We start from the raw sequence: 19966 nt of genomic DNA on the forward strand, positions 1-19966 counted from the left end.
ACGCCGCGCAACCTGTTCAAACCGTGCTGGCATCAAAAACCAGCGGCGTTATAGTGACGCCGTTGGCTATCATTCCCGAAGCCAACCGGGGTACCCCGCCCACGCCGGGCGCAACGCGCACCAGAGTCTATCTTCCGCTGACCGCAAATCAGCAGGCGCACATCGCTCGCGGAACGAGAACCGTTACTCTGCTACCTGCGGCTTCATTCTCATCCCGACAATGGCCGAAAGCAGACAGCCCATAGCCAAATAGGCCGCCACCAGGTGCCAGGAACCGCCCATAAACTGCACCAGCAACACGGCGATAAACGGTGTAAAACCGCCGCCGACCACGCTGGCGACCTGATAGCCAACCCCTGCGCCGCTGTAACGGTAGGCGGTACCGAACAGTTCGGTAAACATCGGCTGTTGCACGCTGACCAGCATGTCATGGGCCATATTGCCGAGCATGATGGCGAAGAAAACGATCAACAGGATATTGCGGCTCTCTAACGCCATGAAAAACGGTATCGCGCTGACGACACCGATTAACGCCCCGGTAACGTATATCCGCCGCCGGCCAAAGCGATCGGCCAGGTAAGCAAAACACGGGATCGATACGCAGCTGACCGCCCCCACCAGCAAGCCGATATTGAGAAAGATATCGCGTGACAGGCCAAGGTGAGTGGTGGAGTAGTTCATGGCAAAAGCCGTCACGATATACATCGTCAACAATTCGCCAAAACGCAGGGCGATAATCAGCAAGAAGGCTTTGGGATTCTGGCGCAAGGCTTCAAAAATCGGGAAACGGCGTATTTTTTCCGCCCTGTCGTGCAAGGTTTTATTGGCCTCGAACTCCTGTGACTCATCCATGCCGTTGCGGATCCACCAGGCGATAGCGACCAGTACCAGGCTGAAGATAAACGGCAAGCGCCAACCCCAGCTGATAAACGCCGCGTCCGAAGTGAACTGGCTTACCAGCGATACCGAGCCGGTAGCCAATAGTAACCCGACGCCAAAACCAATCTGCACACCGCTGCTATACAAAGCCTTTTTCTTTTTCGGTGCACTTTCTACCGCCAGCAAGGCCGCCCCGCCCCACTCTCCGCCGACGGCAAAACCCTGTATCGCGCGCAGCGTCACCAGTAGCACCGGCGCCCACCAGCCGATCGCGTCAAACGACGGCAGCAGGCCAATCAATGCCGTGGAAATCCCCATCATCCAGACGGTGATCATCAACATGCGTTTGCGGCCCAGCTTGTCACCGAAATGACCAAATACCATGCCGCCTAATGGACGAAACAGGAAACCGACGCCGAAGGTGCCAAACGCTGCCAGCGTACCCATCGTCGGGCTTATCTGAGGAAAGAATTCGGTGTTAAAAACCAGAGCGGCAACTATTCCGTACAGTAAAAAATCGTACCAGTCGACCACCGCGCCGACGAAGCTCCCCCAGGCCGCGCGACGTGCCCGCGCCGGCGAGTGGCTAATTAACTGGTTTTGTGTGGATATATCGCGATCCGCTGGAGCAGCGACGCTGACCGTTGTTGAGGTGTCCATGCCTATCCCGTTATTTTAACTTTACAGCACTGTACAACAAAAAGCCCCGGCTAGGATAGCCAGGGCTTTGGTCATTTACTGCTTAATGTGCAGCCAGGGATAGCGATGACTTATTGGTCGTCGTTACCGCCCAGGTTGCCGGCATTCAGCAGCTCAGCCAGGTTGGCCGACGCTTCTTCCGCGCTCACCTGTGGTGCAACCGGGGTTTCACCCAGAGCACGACGACGCATACGGTCCTGATGATAAGCGTAACCGGTACCCGCCGGGATCAGGCGGCCAACGATGACGTTTTCTTTCAGGCCACGCAGTTCATCACGTTTACCGGCCACGGCCGCTTCGGTGAGAACGCGCGTCGTTTCCTGGAACGATGCGGCAGAGATGAACGACTCGGTCGCCAAGGAAGCCTTGGTGATACCCAGCAGGTCACGTGTAAAGGTCGCTTCGATTTTGCCTTCGGCAGCAAGCTGACGGTTGGCAATCTTGACGCGAGACACTTCAGCCTGTTCACCTTCCAGGAACTCGGTGCCACCAGCGTTGACGATGGTGCCTTTACGCAACATCTGACGAACGATAACTTCAATGTGTTTATCGTTAATCTTAACGCCTTGCAGACGGTAAACTTCCTGCACTTCGTTGGTGATGTAGCGGGTAACCGCATGCACACCACGTAGACGCAGAATGTCGTGCGGTGACTCTGGACCATCGGATACCACGTCGCCGCGTTCCACACGTTCGCCTTCGAACACGTTGAGCTGACGCCATTTCGGAATCATCTCTTCGTAGGCATCGCTGCCATCCAGCGGCGTGATCACCAGGCGACGTTTGCCTTTGGTCTCTTTACCGAACGAGATAATCCCGCTGATTTCAGCCAGGATTGCCGGCTCTTTCGGACGACGTGCTTCGAACAGATCCGCAACGCGTGGCAGACCACCGGTAATATCCTTGGTACCGCCGGATTCCTGTGGAATACGCGCCAGGGTATCACCCGCACCGATCTGAATGCCGTCTTCCAGCTGTACAATTGCCTTGCCTGGCAGGAAGTACTGGGCAGCCATATCGGTGCCTGGGATCAGTACGTCGTCGCCTTTGGCGTCAACAATCTTCAGCGCCGGACGCAGGTCTTTACCGCTACCGGTACGCTCTGCACTATCCAGTACCACCAGGGAAGACAAACCGGTCAGTTCGTCGGTCTGGCGAGTAATGGTCTGGCCGTCAACCATATCGGCGAAGCGAATGAAACCGCTCACTTCACTGATTACCGGCATGGTGTGCGGATCCCAGTTAGCAACGGTTTCGCCGCCGTTAACTTCTGCACCGTCACCTTTGCCCATCACGGCACCGTAAGGCACCTTGTAGCTTTCCTTGGTACGACCGAATTCGTCGATCAGCTTCAGCTCGGTGTTACGCGAGGTGATCACCAGCTTGCCGGCCGCGTTCATCACGAACTTGGCATTGCTCAGCTTGATGCTACCCTTGTTTTTCACCTGAATGCTGGATTCGGCAGCCGCACGAGATGCCGCACCACCGATGTGGAACGTACGCATCGTCAGCTGGGTACCCGGCTCACCGATGGACTGTGCCGCGATAACGCCGATGGCTTCACCTTTGTTGATGATGTGGCCACGTGCCAGGTCACGACCATAGCAGTTGGCGCACACGCCGAAGTCGGTTTCACAGCTCACCACGGAACGGACTTTAACGCTGTCGACAGAGTTCTCTTCCAACAGGTCACAGGTCTTCTCGTTCAGCAGGGTGTTACGCGGCACCAGGATGTCTGCCGTACCCGGCTTGAGCACATCTTCTGCCGTTACACGACCCAGAACGCGTTCACGCAGCGGCTCTTTCACATCGCCACCTTCGATAACCGGAGTCATCAGGATGCCGTTGTGAGTGCCACAGTCGTCTTCGGTGACAACCAGATCCTGCGCGACGTCTACCAGACGACGGGTCAGATAACCGGAGTTTGCCGTTTTCAGTGCGGTATCCGCCAAGCCTTTACGCGCACCGTGCGTGGAGATGAAGTACTGGAGTACGTTCAGACCTTCACGGAAGTTCGCGGTGATTGGCGTTTCAATGATCGAGCCGTCCGGTTTCGCCATCAGGCCACGCATACCGGCCAACTGACGAATCTGCGCGGCGGAACCACGTGCACCGGAGTCGGCCATCATAAAGATGCTGTTGAAGGAAACCTGCTGTTCCACTTCACCGTCACGGTTAACCACGTCTTCTACCGACAGGTTTTCCATCATCGCCTTGGCAACGCGTTCGTTAGCCGCAGCCCAGATATCGATCACCTTGTTGTAGCGTTCGCCCGCGGTTACCAGACCAGACTGGAACTGCTCCTGGATTTCGGCAACTTCGGTTTCCGCTTCTTCGATGATCTCGGCTTTTTTCGCCGGGATAACCATGTCATCGATACCAACGGATGCGCCGGAACGGGCAGCGTAGGCAAAACCGGTGTACATGATCTGGTCAGCAAAGATAACGGTCGGCTTCAGACCCATGATGCGGTAACAGGTGTTCAGCATCTTGGAGATCGCTTTCTTACCCAAAGGCTGGTTAACGATCGAATACGGCAGACCTTTTGGTACGATCATCCACAGGATGGCTCGACCAATGGTGGTGTCGATGATCGAAGTCTGGTGTACAGACTCGCCTTCGGTGTTCTTGATCTCTTCGGTAATACGCACTTTGACGCGCGCATGCAGAGAGGCCAGGCCAGCGCGGTAAATACGCTCGGCTTCTTTCGGGCCGCTCAGCACCATGCCTTCGCCCTTGGCGTTAACACAGTCGCGAGTCATGTAGTACAGACCCAATACAACGTCCTGAGAAGGAACGATGATTGGCTCGCCGTTCGCTGGAGACAGGATGTTGTTGGTCGACATCATCAACGCACGCGCTTCCAACTGGGCTTCCAGCGTCAGCGGTACGTGAACGGCCATCTGGTCACCATCGAAGTCGGCGTTGTATGCCGCACAAACCAGCGGGTGCAGCTGGATGGCCTTGCCTTCGATCAGTACCGGCTCGAATGCCTGGATACCCAAACGGTGCAGCGTTGGTGCACGGTTCAGCAGTACCGGGTGTTCGCGGATGACTTCGTCCAGGATATCCCAAACGACGGCTTCTTCGCGCTCAACCATTTTCTTGGCGGCTTTGATGGTGGTGGCCAGGCCACGCAGTTCCAACTTGCCGTAGATGAACGGTTTGAACAGCTCCAACGCCATTTTCTTCGGCAGGCCACACTGGTGCAGACGCAGGTATGGACCGACGGTGATAACCGAACGACCGGAGTAGTCGACGCGCTTACCCAACAGGTTCTGACGGAAACGCCCCTGCTTACCTTTGATCATGTCGGCCAAAGATTTCAGAGGACGCTTGTTGGAACCGGTGATCGCACGACCGCGACGGCCGTTATCCAGCAGGGCGTCTACCGCTTCTTGCAGCATACGCTTTTCGTTGCGCACGATGATGTCAGGCGCAGCCAGATCCAGCAGGCGTTTCAAACGGTTGTTACGGTTGATGACGCGGCGATACAGATCGTTCAGATCCGAGGTCGCGAAACGGCCACCATCCAACGGAACCAGTGGACGCAGATCCGGCGGCAGTACCGGCAGCACGGTCAGGATCATCCACTCTGGCTTGTTACCAGACTGAACGAACGCTTCCAGCAGCTTGATACGCTTGGTCAGCTTCTTGCGTTTGGTTTCGGAGTTGGTTTCGTTCAGCTCTTCACGCAGCAGTTCGCATTCGGCTTCCAGATCCATGTTTTTCAACAGGGCCTGGATGGCTTCGGCACCCATTTTAGCGTCGAACTCGTCACCAAACTCTTCCAGCGCGTCCAGATACTGCTCTTCAGTCAGGATCTGACGGCGCTCGAGGTTGGTCATACCGCCTTCAATCACCACATAGGATTCGAAGTACAGTACGCGTTCGATGTCACGCAGTGGCATATCCAGCAGCAAACCGATGCGCGATGGCAGTGATTTCAGGAACCAGATGTGCGCAGTCGGGGAAGCCAGTTCGATGTGGCCCATGCGCTCACGACGCACTTTGGTCTGGGTCACTTCAACGCCGCACTTCTCGCAGATCACGCCACGGTGCTTCAAGCGCTTGTACTTGCCGCACAGGCACTCGTAGTCTTTTACCGGCCCAAAGATACGGGCGCAGAAAAGGCCGTCACGTTCTGGTTTGAACGTACGGTAGTTAATGGTTTCCGGCTTCTTAACTTCACCGAACGACCACGAACGGATCATGTCTGGCGATGCCAGAGCAATCTTGATCGCATCAAACTCTTCGGTCTTAGTTTGCGCTTTCAGAAACTTCAATAAGTCTTTCACGGATTGGCTCCTGTCGGAGTTAAACCTGTTGGGTACCCACAACCGTCGTGGGTACCCGTGTGACCTGAACAACCACCCTCTGGCTCCCTAAGGCCGGGAGCCAGAGCCGGAACGACGATTACTCGTCTTCCAGTTCGATGTTGATACCGAGCGAGCGGATTTCTTTCAACAGTACGTTGAAGGACTCCGGCATGCCTGGTTCCATGCGGTGATCGCCATCCACGATGTTTTTGTACATCTTGGTACGCCCGTTAACGTCATCCGACTTAACGGTAAGCATTTCCTGCAGGGTGTAAGCCGCGCCATATGCTTCCAGCGCCCACACTTCCATCTCACCGAAGCGTTGACCACCGAACTGCGCTTTACCACCCAGCGGCTGCTGAGTAACCAAGCTGTAAGAGCCGGTTGAACGGGCGTGCATTTTATCGTCAACCAAGTGGTTCAGTTTCAGCATGTACATATAGCCAACGGTAACCTGGCGCTCGAACTGCTCACCGGTACGGCCATCGAACAGCGTAATCTGACCAGAAGTCGGGATACCACCCATTTCCAGCAGTTGCTTGATTTCAGTTTCTTTCGCACCATCGAACACTGGCGTTGCGATTGGCATACCTTTTTTCAGGTTCTCGGCCAGACGCAATACTTCGTCATCGCTGAAGGTGTTCAGGTCAACTTTCTGGCAAACGTCATCACCCAGATCGTACGCTTTCTGGATGAACTCACGCAGTTTGGCCACTTCCTGCTGCTGCTTGAGCATCTGGTTGATTTTCTCACCGATGCCTTTGGCAGCCATACCCAGGTGGGTTTCCAGGATCTGACCGATGTTCATACGTGATGGTACGCCCAGCGGGTTCAGTACGATGTCAACCGGCGTGCCGTTTTCATCGTAAGGCATATCTTCGATCGGGTTGATCTTGGAGATAACACCCTTGTTACCGTGGCGACCTGCCATCTTGTCACCCGGTTGGATCTGACGTTTGACCGCCAGATACACCTTGACGATTTTCAGCACGCCAGGTGCCAGATCGTCGCCTTGAGTGATCTTGCGACGCTTGGCTTCCAGCTTCTTCTCGAAGTCGGATTTCAGTTCGTCGTACTGCTCTGCCAGCTGTTCCAGCTGGTTTTGCTTGTCTTCGTCGGTCAGGCCCAGTTCCAGCCAGCGATCGCGTGGCAGCTTGGCAAGCTTCTCAGCTTCAACGCCGCCGGCAACCAGCACCGCATGGATACGTGCAAACAGACCGGCTTCCAGGATTTGCAGTTCTTCAGTCAGGTCTTTCTTCGCCTGCTTCAGCTGCATCTCTTCGATTTCCAACGCACGCTTGTCTTTTTCCACGCCATCGCGGGTGAAGACCTGCACGTCGATAACCGTACCGGAAACGCCGTTTGGTACACGCAGAGAAGAGTCTTTAACGTCAGACGCTTTCTCACCGAAGATCGCGCGCAGCAGTTTCTCTTCTGGCGTCAGCTGGGTTTCACCCTTCGGCGTTACCTTACCAACCAGAATGTCACCACCGGTCACTTCAGCACCGATATACACGATACCGGACTCATCCAGTTTGGAGAGCGCTGCTTCACCTACGTTAGGGATGTCGGCAGTGATCTCTTCCGGCCCCAGCTTGGTATCGCGAGACACGCACGCCAGTTCCTGAATATGGATGGTAGTGAAGCGATCTTCCTGTACCACGCGCTCGGAGACCAAGATGGAATCTTCGAAGTTGTAGCCGTTCCACGGCATGAACGCGACGCGCATGTTCTGACCCAGTGCCAGTTCACCCAGATCGGTGGACGGGCCATCTGCCAGCACGTCGCCGCGCTCGATTGGCTCACCCAGGTTGACACACGGCATCTGGTTGATGCAGGTGTTCTGGTTGGAACGGGTGTACTTGGTCAGGTTATAAATATCGATACCTGCTTCGCCCGGGTACATCTCGTCTTCGTTAACCTTGATAACGATACGGGAAGCATCCACGTACTGGATCACACCGCCACGCTTGGCTACGGCGGTAACGCCGGAGTCAACGGCGACGGCACGTTCCATACCGGTACCAACCAGCGGCTTGTCAGCACGCAGGGTAGGAACCGCCTGACGTTGCATGTTCGCACCCATCAATGCACGGTTGGCGTCATCGTGTTCCAGGAACGGAATCAGTGAAGCACCAACGGAGACAACCTGCTGGGTCGATACGTCCATATAGTCAACCTGGTCGCGGCTGAACAGGCTTGATTCGCCCTTGCTACGACAGGTGACCAGGTCTTCCACGAAGCGGCCTTCTTCATCCAGGTTGGAGTTCGCCTGGGCGATAACGAAGTTGCCTTCTTCAATGGCAGACAGGTAGTTGATTTCATCGGTAACCACGCCGTCACGCACGCGGCGGTACGGGGTTTCCAGGAAGCCATACTCGTTGGTCTGTGCGTACACGGACAAGGAGTTGATCAGACCGATGTTCGGACCTTCCGGCGTTTCGATTGGACATACGCGACCGTAGTGAGTCGGGTGTACGTCTCGCACTTCGAAGCCGGCACGTTCACGGGTCAGACCGCCTGGGCCCAATGCGGAGATACGACGCTTGTGCGTGATCTCTGACAACGGGTTGTTCTGGTCCATAAACTGAGACAGCTGGCTGGAGCCGAAGAACTCTTTCACCGCCGCCGAAATCGGCTTGGCGTTGATCATGTCCTGAGGCATCAGGGTATCCAGATCGCCCAGTGACAGACGCTCTTTAACCGCACGCTCAACACGAACCAGACCTACGCGGAACTGGTTCTCTGCCATTTCGCCAACGGAACGGATACGACGGTTGCCGAGGTGGTCGATATCATCCACTTCGCCTTTGCCGTTACGGATATCGATGAGCTTCTTCATCACTTCAATGATGTCGTCTTTGCTCAGGATACCCGAACCTTCGATCTCGTCGCGCAGCAGGGAACGGTTGAACTTCATACGGCCAACCGCAGACAGATCGTAGCGGTCTTCCGAGAAGAACAGGTTCTCGAACAGGCTTTCAGCGGCTTCGCGCGTTGGCGGCTCACCAGGACGCATCATGCGGTAGATTTCTACCAGCGCGCTCAGACGATCGTTAGTCGGGTCGACGCGTACGGTTTCAGAAATGTACGCACCGTGGTCCAGATCGTTGGTGAACAGCGTTTCAATACGCTTGTGGCCTGACTGGCTCAGTTTGGCCAACAGATCCAGCGACAGCTCCATGTTGGCGCTACAGATCAGTTCGCCGGTATTGGTATCGATGTAGTCCTTCGCGACAACCTTGCCCGCGATGTACTCAACCGGTACTTCAATGCTCTGGATTTCGTCTTTTTCAAGCTGACGGATATGACGAGCGGTGATGCGACGGCCTTTCTCTACGTAGATCTTGCCGTTGGCTTCGATATCAAACGAAGCGGTCTCACCACGCAGACGCTCTGGAACCAGCTCCATCTGCAGCTTGTTATCACGAATCTCGAACGTAATCTTTTCAAAGAACAGATCCAGGATCTGCTCGGTGGTGTAGTTCAGCGCGCGCAGAATGATGGTCGCAGGCAGTTTGCGGCGACGGTCAATACGCACGAACAGGTTGTCTTTCGGGTCAAACTCGAAATCCAGCCAGGAACCACGGTAAGGGATAATACGTGCGTTATACAGCACCTTGCCCGATGAGTGGGTTTTACCCTTATCGCTGTCGAAGAACACGCCAGGGCTGCGGTGCAGCTGAGATACGATAACCCTCTCAGTACCGTTGATCACAAAGGTACCGTTGTCGGTCATGAGCGGAATTTCGCCCATATAGACTTCTTGTTCCTTGATGTCTTTAACCGTACCTTCCGGTGCTTCTCGCTCGTAGATTACCAGGCGCAGTTTGACGCGCAGCGGTGCAGAGAACGTCACACCACGAATCTGGCACTCTTTGACGTCGAACACCGGCTCACCAAGACGGTAGCTAACGTATTGCAGCTCCGAATTGCCACTGTAGCTCTGGATTGGGAATACAGAACGGAATGCGGCTTCAAGGCCGTACTGCCCTTCTGGGTCTTGCTCGATAAACTTCTGGAACGAGTCAAGCTGGATAGAAAGGAGATATGGTATGTCCAGAACTTGTGGACGTTTACCAAAATCCTTACGAATGCGTTTTTTCTCGGTATAGGAGTAAACCATAGGGTTCCTCAGCTCGCTGATCAGTGACCCACTCTGTCCGTCCGAATAGGACAGTTCATGCAACACCATTTTGTCGACCGGAAAGCGGGAACACTTTCCGCAATACCTGTTTCTATCACTCTTAAATCATTTCATTGTGCTGTGCGGCAGATTCGGCTGCGGCAGGAAGGACAGTATATTAAGTCGTCGATAGAAAAAAATATTGGGGTTAGCCAGTAGCCAAACAGTGTGAAACTCTACTGACGCCCTACAGCGCAAAAAGGCTGGTGACCAAAAAGTCACCAGCCATCAGTCTGTTAAGCCAGACTGTACTCTGAGAAGTTAAACTTATTTAACTTCAACAGAAGCACCAGCTTCTTCCAGAGATTTTTTCAGAGCTTCAGCGTCGTCTTTGCTGATGCCTTCTTTCAGTACTGCTGGAGCAGATTCTACCAGGTCTTTAGCTTCTTTCAGGCCCAGACCGGTTGCGCCACGTACTGCTTTGATAACAGCAACTTTGTTGCCACCAACAGCAGACAGTACAACGTCGAACTCAGTTTTTTCTTCAGCAGCTTCAGCTGGACCTGCAGCAACAGCTACAGCGGCAGCAGCAGAAACGCCGAATTTTTCTTCCATAGCGGAAACCAGCTCAACAACGTCCATTACGGACATAGCTGCTACTGCTTCCAGGATTTGGTCTTTAGTGATAGACATAACAATTGTTCCTAAAATTCAGAAATAGTGTAAATACGTTAGCAAAGGCTAAGAAAGAGCGGCTTATGCAGCTTCTTTCTGATCGCGCACAGCAGCCAGAGTACGAACCAATTTGCCGGCAGCGGCTTCTTTCATGGTTGCCATCAGGCGTGCGATTGCTTCATCGTAAGTAGGCAGAGTTGCCAAGCGGTCGATTTGTGCCGCAGGGATCAGCTCACCTTCAAAGGCCGCAGCTTTAACCTCGAACTTTGCATTCGCTTTCGCGAACTCTTTGAACAGACGAGCAGCAGCGCCCGGGTGTTCGTTAGAGAATGCAATCAAGGTAGGACCGACAAACGTGTCTTTCAGGCATTCGAATGGAGTGCCTTCAACTACGCGACGCATCAGGGTGTTACGAACAACACGCATGTAAACGCCAGCTTCACGACCTGCTTTACGCAGTTCAGTCATTTTATCTACGGTAACGCCGCGGGAATCCGCAACAACCGCAGACAGCGCGCCTTTGGCTACTTCGTTGACTTCAGCAACAATCGCTTGTTTGTCTTGAAGATTTAATGCCATTAGCTTTTTGCTCCTGGATTAGCCGGGGGAATACCCCGGAACTCACTTCACTCGGCACCTTGCAAAAGCGCCATGCCGAGCGGCTTAACACGGTGAGCAGAATCCAGCAAAGACATTCATTAAAAAATTTCTTTAGGCTCTGTCACCGTCTACGCAGGAAGATTAAGTATCTTTCGATACACCTGCGGTCTTGGACGGAGGCCTGGATTAGGCCAGGCTCCAACCGAAAATTCTGTTGTCCCGCTATTGGCGATTCGCCTATAGCAAAACCTTGGGGCATAAGATTCTAGGTGAAAATTTGCCCCAAGTCAAAGCGATTAATCGTTAAACGATTAATTCGCTGCGGCAGACAAACCGCTTTGATCGATAGCAACGCCAGCACCCATGGTGGTGGAGAGGCTAACTTTCTTGATGTACATACCTTTAGCCTGAGATGGTTTTGCTTTTTTCAGCGCAACCAGCAGAGCTTCCAGGTTTTCTTTCAGTTTGTCTGACTCGAAATCAACCTTACCGATAGTGGTATGGATGATGCCGTTTTTGTCGTTACGGTAACGAACCTGGCCTGCTTTAGCGTTTTTCACTGCTTCAGCAACGTTCGGAGTAACGGTACCCACTTTCGGGTTTGGCATCAGACCACGTGGGCCCAGAACCTGGCCCAGTTGGCCAACAACGCGCATTGCATCCGGAGAAGCAATAACCACGTCGAAGTTCATTTCGCCTTTCTTGATCTGGTCTGCCAGATCTTCCATACCTACCAGCTCTGCGCCAGCTGCTTTAGCAGCTTCAGCGTTAGGGCCCTGGGCAAATACGGCAACGCGAACTGAACGACCGGTACCGTGTGGCAGAACGGTAGCGCCACGAACGTTTTGGTCAGATTTACGCGCGTCGATGCCGAGGTTCACGGCAACGTCAACGCTTTCTACGAATTTAGCGGTGGCCAGCTCTTTCAGCAGAGCAACAGCTTCGGTGATGTCATACTGTTTAGTAGCATCAACTTTGTCACGGATCACGCGCATGCGCTTGGTCAGCTTAGCCATCTCTTAATCCTCCACTACCAGGCCCATGGAACGAGCAGTACCTTCGATGGAGCGAGTCATCGCTTCAACGTCAGAACCAGTCATGTCCGCAGCTTTGGTTTCTGCGATTTCACGTACCTGCGCACGAGTCACTTTACCAACTTTGTCTTTGTTCGGCTTGCCGGAACCAGACTTGATACCAGCCGCTTTCTTCAGCAGTACTGCTGCTGGCGGGGTTTTGGTAACGAAAGTGAAGGAGCGATCAGAATAAACGGTAATAACAACCGGGATCGGCAGGCCTTTTTCAACGCTGTCAGTCTTAGCATTGAACGCCTTACAGAATTCCATGATGTTAACACCTTGCTGACCCAGAGCTGGACCGACTGGCGGGCTCGGGTTAGCCATACCAGCTGCAACTTGCAGCTTAACGTAGGCTTGTACTTTCTTGGCCATGTAAATTTCCTCGTTTGGGTAGTATCGCCTCGCAAGAGGCTCCCCGTGTTTCACCCCGCTCATCATGCTGAGCAAGGCATCTAAAAACAAAAGGCGCGAAATTGTAGTTCAATTTCACGCCTCTTACAAGCATCAATTCGGCCTGTATTGCTGATTATTCAATCAGCCTTTTTCAACCTGGCTGAAGTCCAGTTCCACCGGCGTAGCACGGCCGAAAATGGAAACCGAAACTTTCAGGCGGCTCTTCTCGTAGTCAACTTCTTCAACCACGCCATTGAAGTCGGCGAATGGACCGTCGTTGACACGCACCAGTTCGCCTGGTTCGAACAGCGTTTTCGGCCGTGGCTTGTCACCCACCTGCTGCAGACGATTCATGATGGCGTCGACTTCTTTGTCGCTGATAGGCGCCGGGCGATCGGAAGTGCCGCCGATGAAGCCCATCACGCGTGGCACGCTGCGCACCAGGTGCCAGCTGGCATCGTTCATCACCATCTGCACCAGCACATAGCCGGGGAAGAACTTGCGCTCGCTCTTGCGACGCTGACCGCCACGGATTTCAACCACTTCTTCCGTAGGCACCATAACTTCGCCGAACAGCTCTTCCATATCATGCAGTTTGATGTGCTCGCGCAGCGATTGTGCAACGCGACCTTCAAAACCGGAAAACGCCTGAACGACGTACCAACGTTTTTTTGGAGCTTCAGACATTTTAGAACCTCAGGCCAGTAATAAACGATACCAAACGGACCAGAATGCCATCCAGCCCCCACAGAATCAGTGACATCACGGCAGTTACCGCGGCGACGATCAACGTGGTATGTAGCGTTTCCTGGCGGGTTGGCCAAATCACTTTACGGACTTCGGTACGCGCTTCACGCGCAAACGCTACGGTAGCTTTGCCTTTGGTGGTCATCAGGGCAATGGCGCCCGCAACAGCAATAACCACTACAACAGCCAGCGCGCGCAATGGCAGGCTGAAATCACGGTAGTAATAATTACCGACAATAGCCACAACCAACAGAACGGCGACAATCAGCCACTTAACCGCTTCCAGGCCGCGCCCGCTCCCTTGAGCCTCGGTATTCGCACTCATAAACCAACCTGTCACTTATGATTCAGAACAAACAACTTTGCCTCGCAAAGCGAGGCAAACCAAACCGATCAGATGCTGCTAAACAGCACTCGGTGTTTACGCTATGACGTATTTCAGTCAATACGGTTTAAGAGCCCATCTCACCAATGATTATGACTGCAAAATCGCTGATGAGATAGGTTCTAGTTCACAGCGTAGAAAAAGGGCATCAAATGATGCCCTTTTACCGCGTGTCGCGTCAAATGTTATCAGCGATTAAGCGATAACTTTAGCAACAACACCCGCGCCTACGGTACGGCCGCCTTCACGGATTGCGAAACGCAGACCGTCGTCCATTGCGATTGGGTGAATCAGGGTAACAACCATGTTCACGTTATCGCCTGGCATTACCATCTCTACGCCTTCTGGCAGTTCGATGGTACCGGTCACGTCAGTAGTACGGAAGTAGAACTGTGGACGGTAGCCTTTGAAGAATGGCGTGTGACGACCACCTTCTTCTTTGCTCAGGATGTACACTTCTGAGTCGAATTTGGTGTGCGGCTTGATAGAACCTGGTTTAGCCAGAACCTGACCACGTTCGATGTCTTCACGCTTGATACCACGCAGCAGAACACCAACGTTCTCACCAGCACGGCCTTCGTCCAGCAGTTTGCGGAACATTTCTACACCGGTACAGGTAGACTTAACGGTGTCTTTGATACCAACAATTTCAACTTCTTCGCCAACTTTGATGATACCGCGCTCAACACGACCGGTAACAACGGTACCACGACCGGAGATGGAGAATACGTCTTCGATTGGCAGCAGGAACGGCTTGTCGATAGCACGCTCTGGTTCTGGGATGTAAGAATCCAGCGCTTCAGCCAGTTCTACAATCTTAGCTTCCCACTCTGCTTCGCCTTCCAGCGCTTTCAGCGCAGAACCGCGGATTACTGGCAGGTCGTCGCCAGGGAAATCGTAAGCAGACAGCAGCTCGCGAACTTCCATTTCTACCAGTTCCAGCAGCTCTTCGTCATCAACCATGTCACATTTGTTCATGAACACGATGATGAAAGGAACGCCAACCTGGCGACCCAGCAGGATGTGCTCACGGGTCTGAGGCATAGGGCCGTCAGTCGCTGCAACAACCAGGATTGCGCCGTCCATCTGCGCAGCACCGGTGATCATGTTTTTCACGTAGTCGGCGTGCCCTGGGCAGTCAACGTGCGCGTAGTGGCGAGACGGGGTGTCATACTCAACGTGAGAGGTGTTGATGGTGATACCACGAGCTTTTTCTTCTGGCGCGTTATCGATCTGATCGAAAGCACGTGCAGAACCACCGAAGGTTTTAGCCAGAACGGTAGTGATTGCGGCTGTCAGGGTAGTTTTACCGTGGTCAACGTGGCCGATAGTACCGACGTTAACGTGCGGTTTTGAACGTTCAAATTTTTCTTTAGACATCGATTGTCCCTCTAAGACACGGATAAATCGGTGGTATCACCACATCAACCAAGCATATGCTTGCTGAATCTATAACAGAATGAAAATCAGGGGGCGAGAAAATAAGAAGTGGTGCTGATAGGCAGATTCGAACTGCCGACCTCACCCTTACCAAGGGTGCGCTCTACCAACTGAGCTATATCAGCACATCTTGGAGCGGGCAGTGGGAATCGAACCCACATCATCAGCTTGGAAGGCTGAGGTAATAGCCATTATACGATGCCCGCATCCTGGAACTCGGCTACCTGATTTTTCTGTAGAATTTTGGGATGGAAACAGGATTGTTGATCGCTTGATTCCTCACCCTTCGCGTTATACAGCATCAGATGCGCTGTACAACCCGAACCGTCGAAGGCTTTCGCCTTCATCTTCCGCAATTTTCTGCCGAAGACAAGATTGGTGGTGGGGGAAGGATTCGAACCTTCGAAGTCTGTGACGGCAGATTTACAGTCTGCTCCCTTTGGCCGCTCGGGAACCCCACCAGATTTTATCTTTTTGTACTTGATGGTGCCGGCTACCGGAATCGAACTGGTGACCTACTGATTACAAGTCAGTTGCTCTACCAACTGAGCTAAGCCGGCATCAAGTGCAGCGCATTCTAGGTAGAGCGGGCGGCCTATGCAACAAAAAAATTGCGTTACGTGCACTTTCGCTCATAAATTACCCAGATTTGCAAAATGTACGGCAATTCTGCCTGACAGATGTGCAAATAAACATCAACCATTCGCTTCGTTTCGACTGCTGCATGGGTTTTAGAACCGGGTTAATCAAACCTTTTGCCGACCCATAGTGATAGCTTTCATTGATGCATCCACTGTGTCTGGTCCCACGACTCAGAAAACACGTATCCACGTTGTTAGCCAGTGATGGCCAGCAATATCCCCCTCGTGACACCCGGTTGTCGGTAAATGACCGCCACGTCCCCCGACACGCAGGCAACCTGGTGCAATTAACCAGACAGTGGATAGGTCGTTCACGTTGCGGTAGCAGCAGACGATACGCCCATGAATGGCGTTTGCAGCCCTCTCATTATCAAGTGCGTGCCTGTTCGCACAATTGACATAATCTGCTGTCGATCGACAACATTTTCGAAAAAAGTCTACGCCTGAAAGCCAGCTATCTATAATATGCAGCTTGTTTATTATCTGGAGTTGGCGTCCGGCGCCGTTCCCAACCTGCGTTAACAGGCAGAATTTGGCTTATGATAAAAAGAGATCAATCTTTAGCGACGCCTTATCTACAGTTCGATCGTACCCAATGGGCTGCGTTGCGAGATTCGGTGCCGCTGACGTTGTCGGAAGAAGAGATTGTTAAACTAAAAGGGATTAACGAAGATCTCTCTTTGGAGGAAGTGGCACAAATCTATCTGCCGCTTTCGCGACTGCTGAACTTCTATATCAGTTCGAACCTGCGTCGTCAGGCTGTACTGGAACAGTTTCTTGGCACTGACGGCCAGAGAATACCGTATGTGATAGGTATTGCCGGCAGCGTAGCCGTAGGCAAAAGTACCACCGCGCGCCTGCTGCAAGCCCTGCTTAGCCGCTGGCCGGAACATCGCAGCGTAGAACTGATCACCACCGATGGCTTTCTGCATCCCAACAAGGTGCTGAATGAACGTGGCCTAATGAAGAAAAAAGGCTTTCCGCAATCTTATGATATGCATAGCCTGGTAAAATTTGTTTCAGAAGTGAAGTCTGGCGCCAAGCGCGTCACTGCGCCGGTCTATTCGCACCTGATATATGATGTTGTGCCTGAAGGTAATAAGGTAATAGAACAGCCCGATATATTGATTCTGGAAGGCCTGAATGTCTTGCAGAGCGGTATGGATTACCCACACGATCCGCATCATGTATTTGTTTCAGACTTTGTTGATTTCTCCATATATGTCGATGCGCCTGAAGATTTACTGCAAACCTGGTATATCAACCGGTTCCTTAAGTTCCGTCAGGGCGCATTTTCCAATCCGGACTCGTATTTTCATAACTATGCCAAGCTGTCTGAAAGCGAGGCGGTAAATATTGCCACGCAGTTATGGAACGAGATTAACGGACTGAATTTACAGCAAAATATACTACCAACCCGCGAACGTGCGAGCCTGATCATGACCAAAAGCGCCAATCATGCGGTTGAAAGTGTACGCCTAAGAAAATAAACCAGACATATCAGGGGACTGAATGTCCCCTGATAAATTATGTTTATTCAGCGCTTCGCAGTGATATTTCTCCACCAATAAACGGTTTTAACTCACCGTCTTGTTCGAGTAACAAAGCGCCCTGCTGATCGATACCACGGGCAATACCAAATATCTGCTGTTCACCAATCAACAACTTTACCGGCCGGTCGATAAAATTATCCAAATTGCGCCAGCGCGAAATAAATGGCGCCAATCCTTCTTGTTCAAACTGCCGTAACGCCCTGCGCATTTCATTAAGCAACATTGCGGCCAGTTCGTTACGATCGATAGTAATACCGGCTTCCTGCAGGTTAATCCAACCTTGATTGATAGCGTCTGCATTGGTTTCGCGCATCGCCAGGTTAATACCAGCGCCAATCACCAATTGCGCTGCATCCCCAGTTTTACCGGTCAGTTCTACCAGGATCCCAGCCAACTTTCGATCGTTCAGATATAAATCGTTTGGCCACTTCACTCGAACCTTTTCGGCGCCGAGACGCTGCAGCACCTCGGTCATGACGATACCGATAACCAGACTCAGGCCAATTGCCGCCGCAGGGCCTTGCTCCAAGCGCCAGAACATCGAAAGGTAGAGGTTGGCACCGAACGGAGATACCCAATGCCGTCCACGTCGTCCCCGCCCCGCCTGCTGATATTCAGCGACACAGGCATCGCCTGATGCCAGTTCGGCGATACGGTCAAGCAAGTACTGGTTGGTTGAATCAACGACCGGCAGTACGGTTACACGCTTATCAGCCAGCTGTTGCAAAATACGTTGCGCATCAAGCAGCTGGATAGGCGCAGGTAAACTATACCCCTTGCCCGGCACCGTAAAGACGTCCAAACCCCATTCACGAATCGTCTGGATATGTTTATTAATCGCTGCCCGGCTCATGCCCAGCTCTTCACCTAACTGCTCGCCAGAATGAAATTCCCCATCTGACAATGATGAAATAAGCTTTAACGGGATTTTGGTATCTTTCATGAAAGCACCTCCACGGCATTTACCTCGCCTGTAGCGCTAATGAAACGCACCTCAGGTTCGAGCCAGACATCGAACCTGTCGGCGACCGTATTACGCACGTGCCGTGCCAAAGCGACGACATCCTGCGGGAGTGCTTCGCCCTGGTTTATCAGTACCAGAGCCTGTTTACTGTGTACGGCGGCTCCGCCGATACGGTAACCTTTAAGCTGGCATTGATCGATCAGCCAGCCCGCGGCCAATTTTACCTGCCCATCACACTGCGGGAAATGTGGCATGGTTGGATAGCTCGCCAGCAGACTGGCCGCCGCCTCTGCGCTAACAACCGGGTTTTTAAAAAAACTCCCGGCATTGCCGGTGATCCTTGGATCAGGCAATTTGCTACGGCGCATCTCACAGACGGCATCAAAGACCTGTCGTGGCGTTACGCACGCAGGATCCAGTTTGGTCAGTTCGCCATAGCCCAGCGAAGGTTGCCACGCCTTGTTGAGCTTTAGGCCCACGGCAACGATGATATGCCCGGTTCTATATTGATGCTTGAAGATGCTTTCCCGATAGCCAAATTCGCAACGCTCTGGGGTCATGCGATCTATTTCACCCGTTTTGAAGCTCAGCAAATCAACATATTCACAGACATTTTTCAGTTCAACGCCATAAGCGCCAATATTCTGTATAGGTGCCGAGCCGACGCAGCCCGGTATCAGCGCCAGGTTTTCCAGGCCGTGCATCCCCTGTTCCAACGTGTGGCTGACCAACTTATGCCAATTTTCACCGGCGCTGACGTGCAAGTGCCAGGCATCCTGCTCTTCGCGAACCTTAATGCCATGCAATTGATTGATCATGACCGTGCCGGCGAAATCTTCAAGAAACAGGACGTTACTTCCCTCACCGAGTATCAGCAATGGCTCTTGTCGTTTTTGCGACTTTTGCCAGACCTTTATCATCAGTTCGATTTTTTCTGCTATGACCAGTTGCGCAGCATTGATCGGGAGCGCAAACGTATTGTGATTTTTTAAAGAAGCGCTTTCAGTAGACATGATAGTAAATACTCTTGCAGAACATATTATCGCTTAGTCTACTCGATTAAACGCGCGTGGCTATTGTTTGTTGTCATTGTCACCCCTTTGACGGCGTAAACCAGACAAATATCACTTAATAGCGCCACGATACAGGAATAATCTCATATCAATCAATAAGATATATAAATACTTGATATAAAAACCATCAAGTAGACAGCGATATAAATGAACTTAGCCGCTTATTTAACGAGGCAGGATAAGTCGGAATAGGGCTATATCGATAAAGCGCTACCTATGGTCATTCGCGTTTATTTAAAACGTGTATGAAGACATGAATACTCTGACTGGATAACAGACAAAACAAAAAGCCCTACGTTTTCACGTAGGGCTTGTTGCTTTATTTGATGCCTGGCAGTGTCCTACTCTCGCATGGGGAGACCCCACACTACCATCGGCGCTACGGCGTTTCACTTC

13 protein-coding genes and 4 tRNA genes are annotated in these 19966 nt (G+C 52.6%); 1 reads left to right on the forward strand and 16 read right to left on the reverse strand.

What is annotated here, in order from left to right; all coding sequences use genetic code 11:
* Positions 1-183: 183 nt before the first annotated feature.
* The 14 genes from shiA to AC2AXP_RS22335 form a co-directional block, all read right to left on the reverse strand.
* Positions 184-1539, reverse strand: a complete 1356-nt coding sequence (shiA, locus tag AC2AXP_RS22270; protein WP_484381970.1) for a shikimate transporter — start codon at positions 1537-1539, stop codon at positions 184-186.
* Positions 1540-1649: 110 nt separating this feature from the next.
* Entirely contained in the window at positions 1650-5876 is a 4227-nt protein-coding gene (gene rpoC, locus AC2AXP_RS22275) for a DNA-directed RNA polymerase subunit beta' (protein WP_004957749.1), read from the reverse strand.
* A gap of 118 nt (positions 5877-5994) precedes the next feature.
* Positions 5995-10023 (reverse strand): DNA-directed RNA polymerase subunit beta, encoded by a 4029-nt coding sequence (gene rpoB / locus AC2AXP_RS22280; protein WP_039992519.1) that lies wholly within the window; start codon positions 10021-10023, stop codon positions 5995-5997.
* 327 nt (positions 10024-10350) lie between these two features.
* Complete coding sequence (gene rplL / locus AC2AXP_RS22285; RefSeq protein ID WP_004957744.1) at positions 10351-10716, reverse strand: 50S ribosomal protein L7/L12; 366 nt, start codon at positions 10714-10716, stop codon at positions 10351-10353.
* A gap of 63 nt (positions 10717-10779) precedes the next feature.
* Entirely contained in the window at positions 10780-11277 is a 498-nt protein-coding gene (gene rplJ, locus AC2AXP_RS22290) for a 50S ribosomal protein L10 (RefSeq protein ID WP_004957741.1), read from the reverse strand.
* Positions 11278-11609: 332 nt separating this feature from the next.
* Positions 11610-12314 carry a 50S ribosomal protein L1 gene (gene rplA, locus AC2AXP_RS22295; RefSeq protein WP_004957738.1) on the reverse strand — a complete coding sequence of 235 codons (705 nt, stop codon included), beginning with the start codon at positions 12312-12314 and terminating at the stop codon, positions 11610-11612.
* A 3-nt stretch (positions 12315-12317) separates the two neighbouring features.
* The gene (gene rplK, locus AC2AXP_RS22300) at positions 12318-12746 is read right to left on the reverse strand and encodes a 50S ribosomal protein L11 (protein WP_015376316.1); all 429 of its coding nucleotides are present in this window, start codon (positions 12744-12746) and stop codon (positions 12318-12320) included.
* Between the two features lie 162 nt (positions 12747-12908).
* Positions 12909-13454: a transcription termination/antitermination protein NusG gene (nusG, locus tag AC2AXP_RS22305; RefSeq protein WP_004929914.1), complete on the reverse strand. Its 546-nt coding sequence runs from the start codon at positions 13452-13454 to the stop codon at positions 12909-12911.
* 1 nt (position 13455) lies between these two features.
* Positions 13456-13839, reverse strand: a complete 384-nt coding sequence (secE, locus tag AC2AXP_RS22310; RefSeq protein WP_004957730.1) for a preprotein translocase subunit SecE — start codon at positions 13837-13839, stop codon at positions 13456-13458.
* 255 nt (positions 13840-14094) lie between these two features.
* On the reverse strand, positions 14095-15279 hold the full coding sequence (gene tuf / locus AC2AXP_RS22315) for an elongation factor Tu (protein WP_484381971.1): 1185 nt from the start codon (positions 15277-15279) through the stop codon (positions 14095-14097).
* Positions 15280-15388: 109 nt separating this feature from the next.
* A tRNA-Thr gene (locus AC2AXP_RS22320) sits at positions 15389-15464 on the reverse strand.
* A 6-nt stretch (positions 15465-15470) separates the two neighbouring features.
* Positions 15471-15545, reverse strand: a tRNA-Gly gene (locus tag AC2AXP_RS22325).
* A gap of 170 nt (positions 15546-15715) precedes the next feature.
* Positions 15716-15800 (reverse strand) — tRNA-Tyr (locus tag AC2AXP_RS22330).
* A gap of 23 nt (positions 15801-15823) precedes the next feature.
* Positions 15824-15899 (reverse strand) — tRNA-Thr (locus AC2AXP_RS22335).
* 620 nt (positions 15900-16519) lie between these two features.
* Here AC2AXP_RS22335 and coaA point away from each other — a divergent pair.
* Positions 16520-17470, forward strand: coding sequence for a type I pantothenate kinase (coaA, locus tag AC2AXP_RS22340; protein ID WP_004957720.1), 951 nt, complete (start codon positions 16520-16522; stop codon positions 17468-17470).
* Positions 17471-17513: 43 nt separating this feature from the next.
* On the opposite strand, the gene birA is transcribed toward coaA, so the two are convergent.
* Complete coding sequence (gene birA / locus AC2AXP_RS22345; RefSeq protein ID WP_004957718.1) at positions 17514-18476, reverse strand: bifunctional biotin--[acetyl-CoA-carboxylase] ligase/biotin operon repressor BirA; 963 nt, start codon at positions 18474-18476, stop codon at positions 17514-17516.
* A complete protein-coding gene (murB, locus tag AC2AXP_RS22350; protein ID WP_484381972.1) occupies positions 18473-19510 on the reverse strand; it encodes a UDP-N-acetylmuramate dehydrogenase in 1038 nt (345 codons plus the stop codon). The genes birA and murB overlap by 4 nt, the downstream gene beginning before the upstream one ends.
* Positions 19511-19966: the final 456 nt, after the last annotated feature.

It is taken from the genome of Serratia sp. Sp408 (assembly GCF_057180665.1).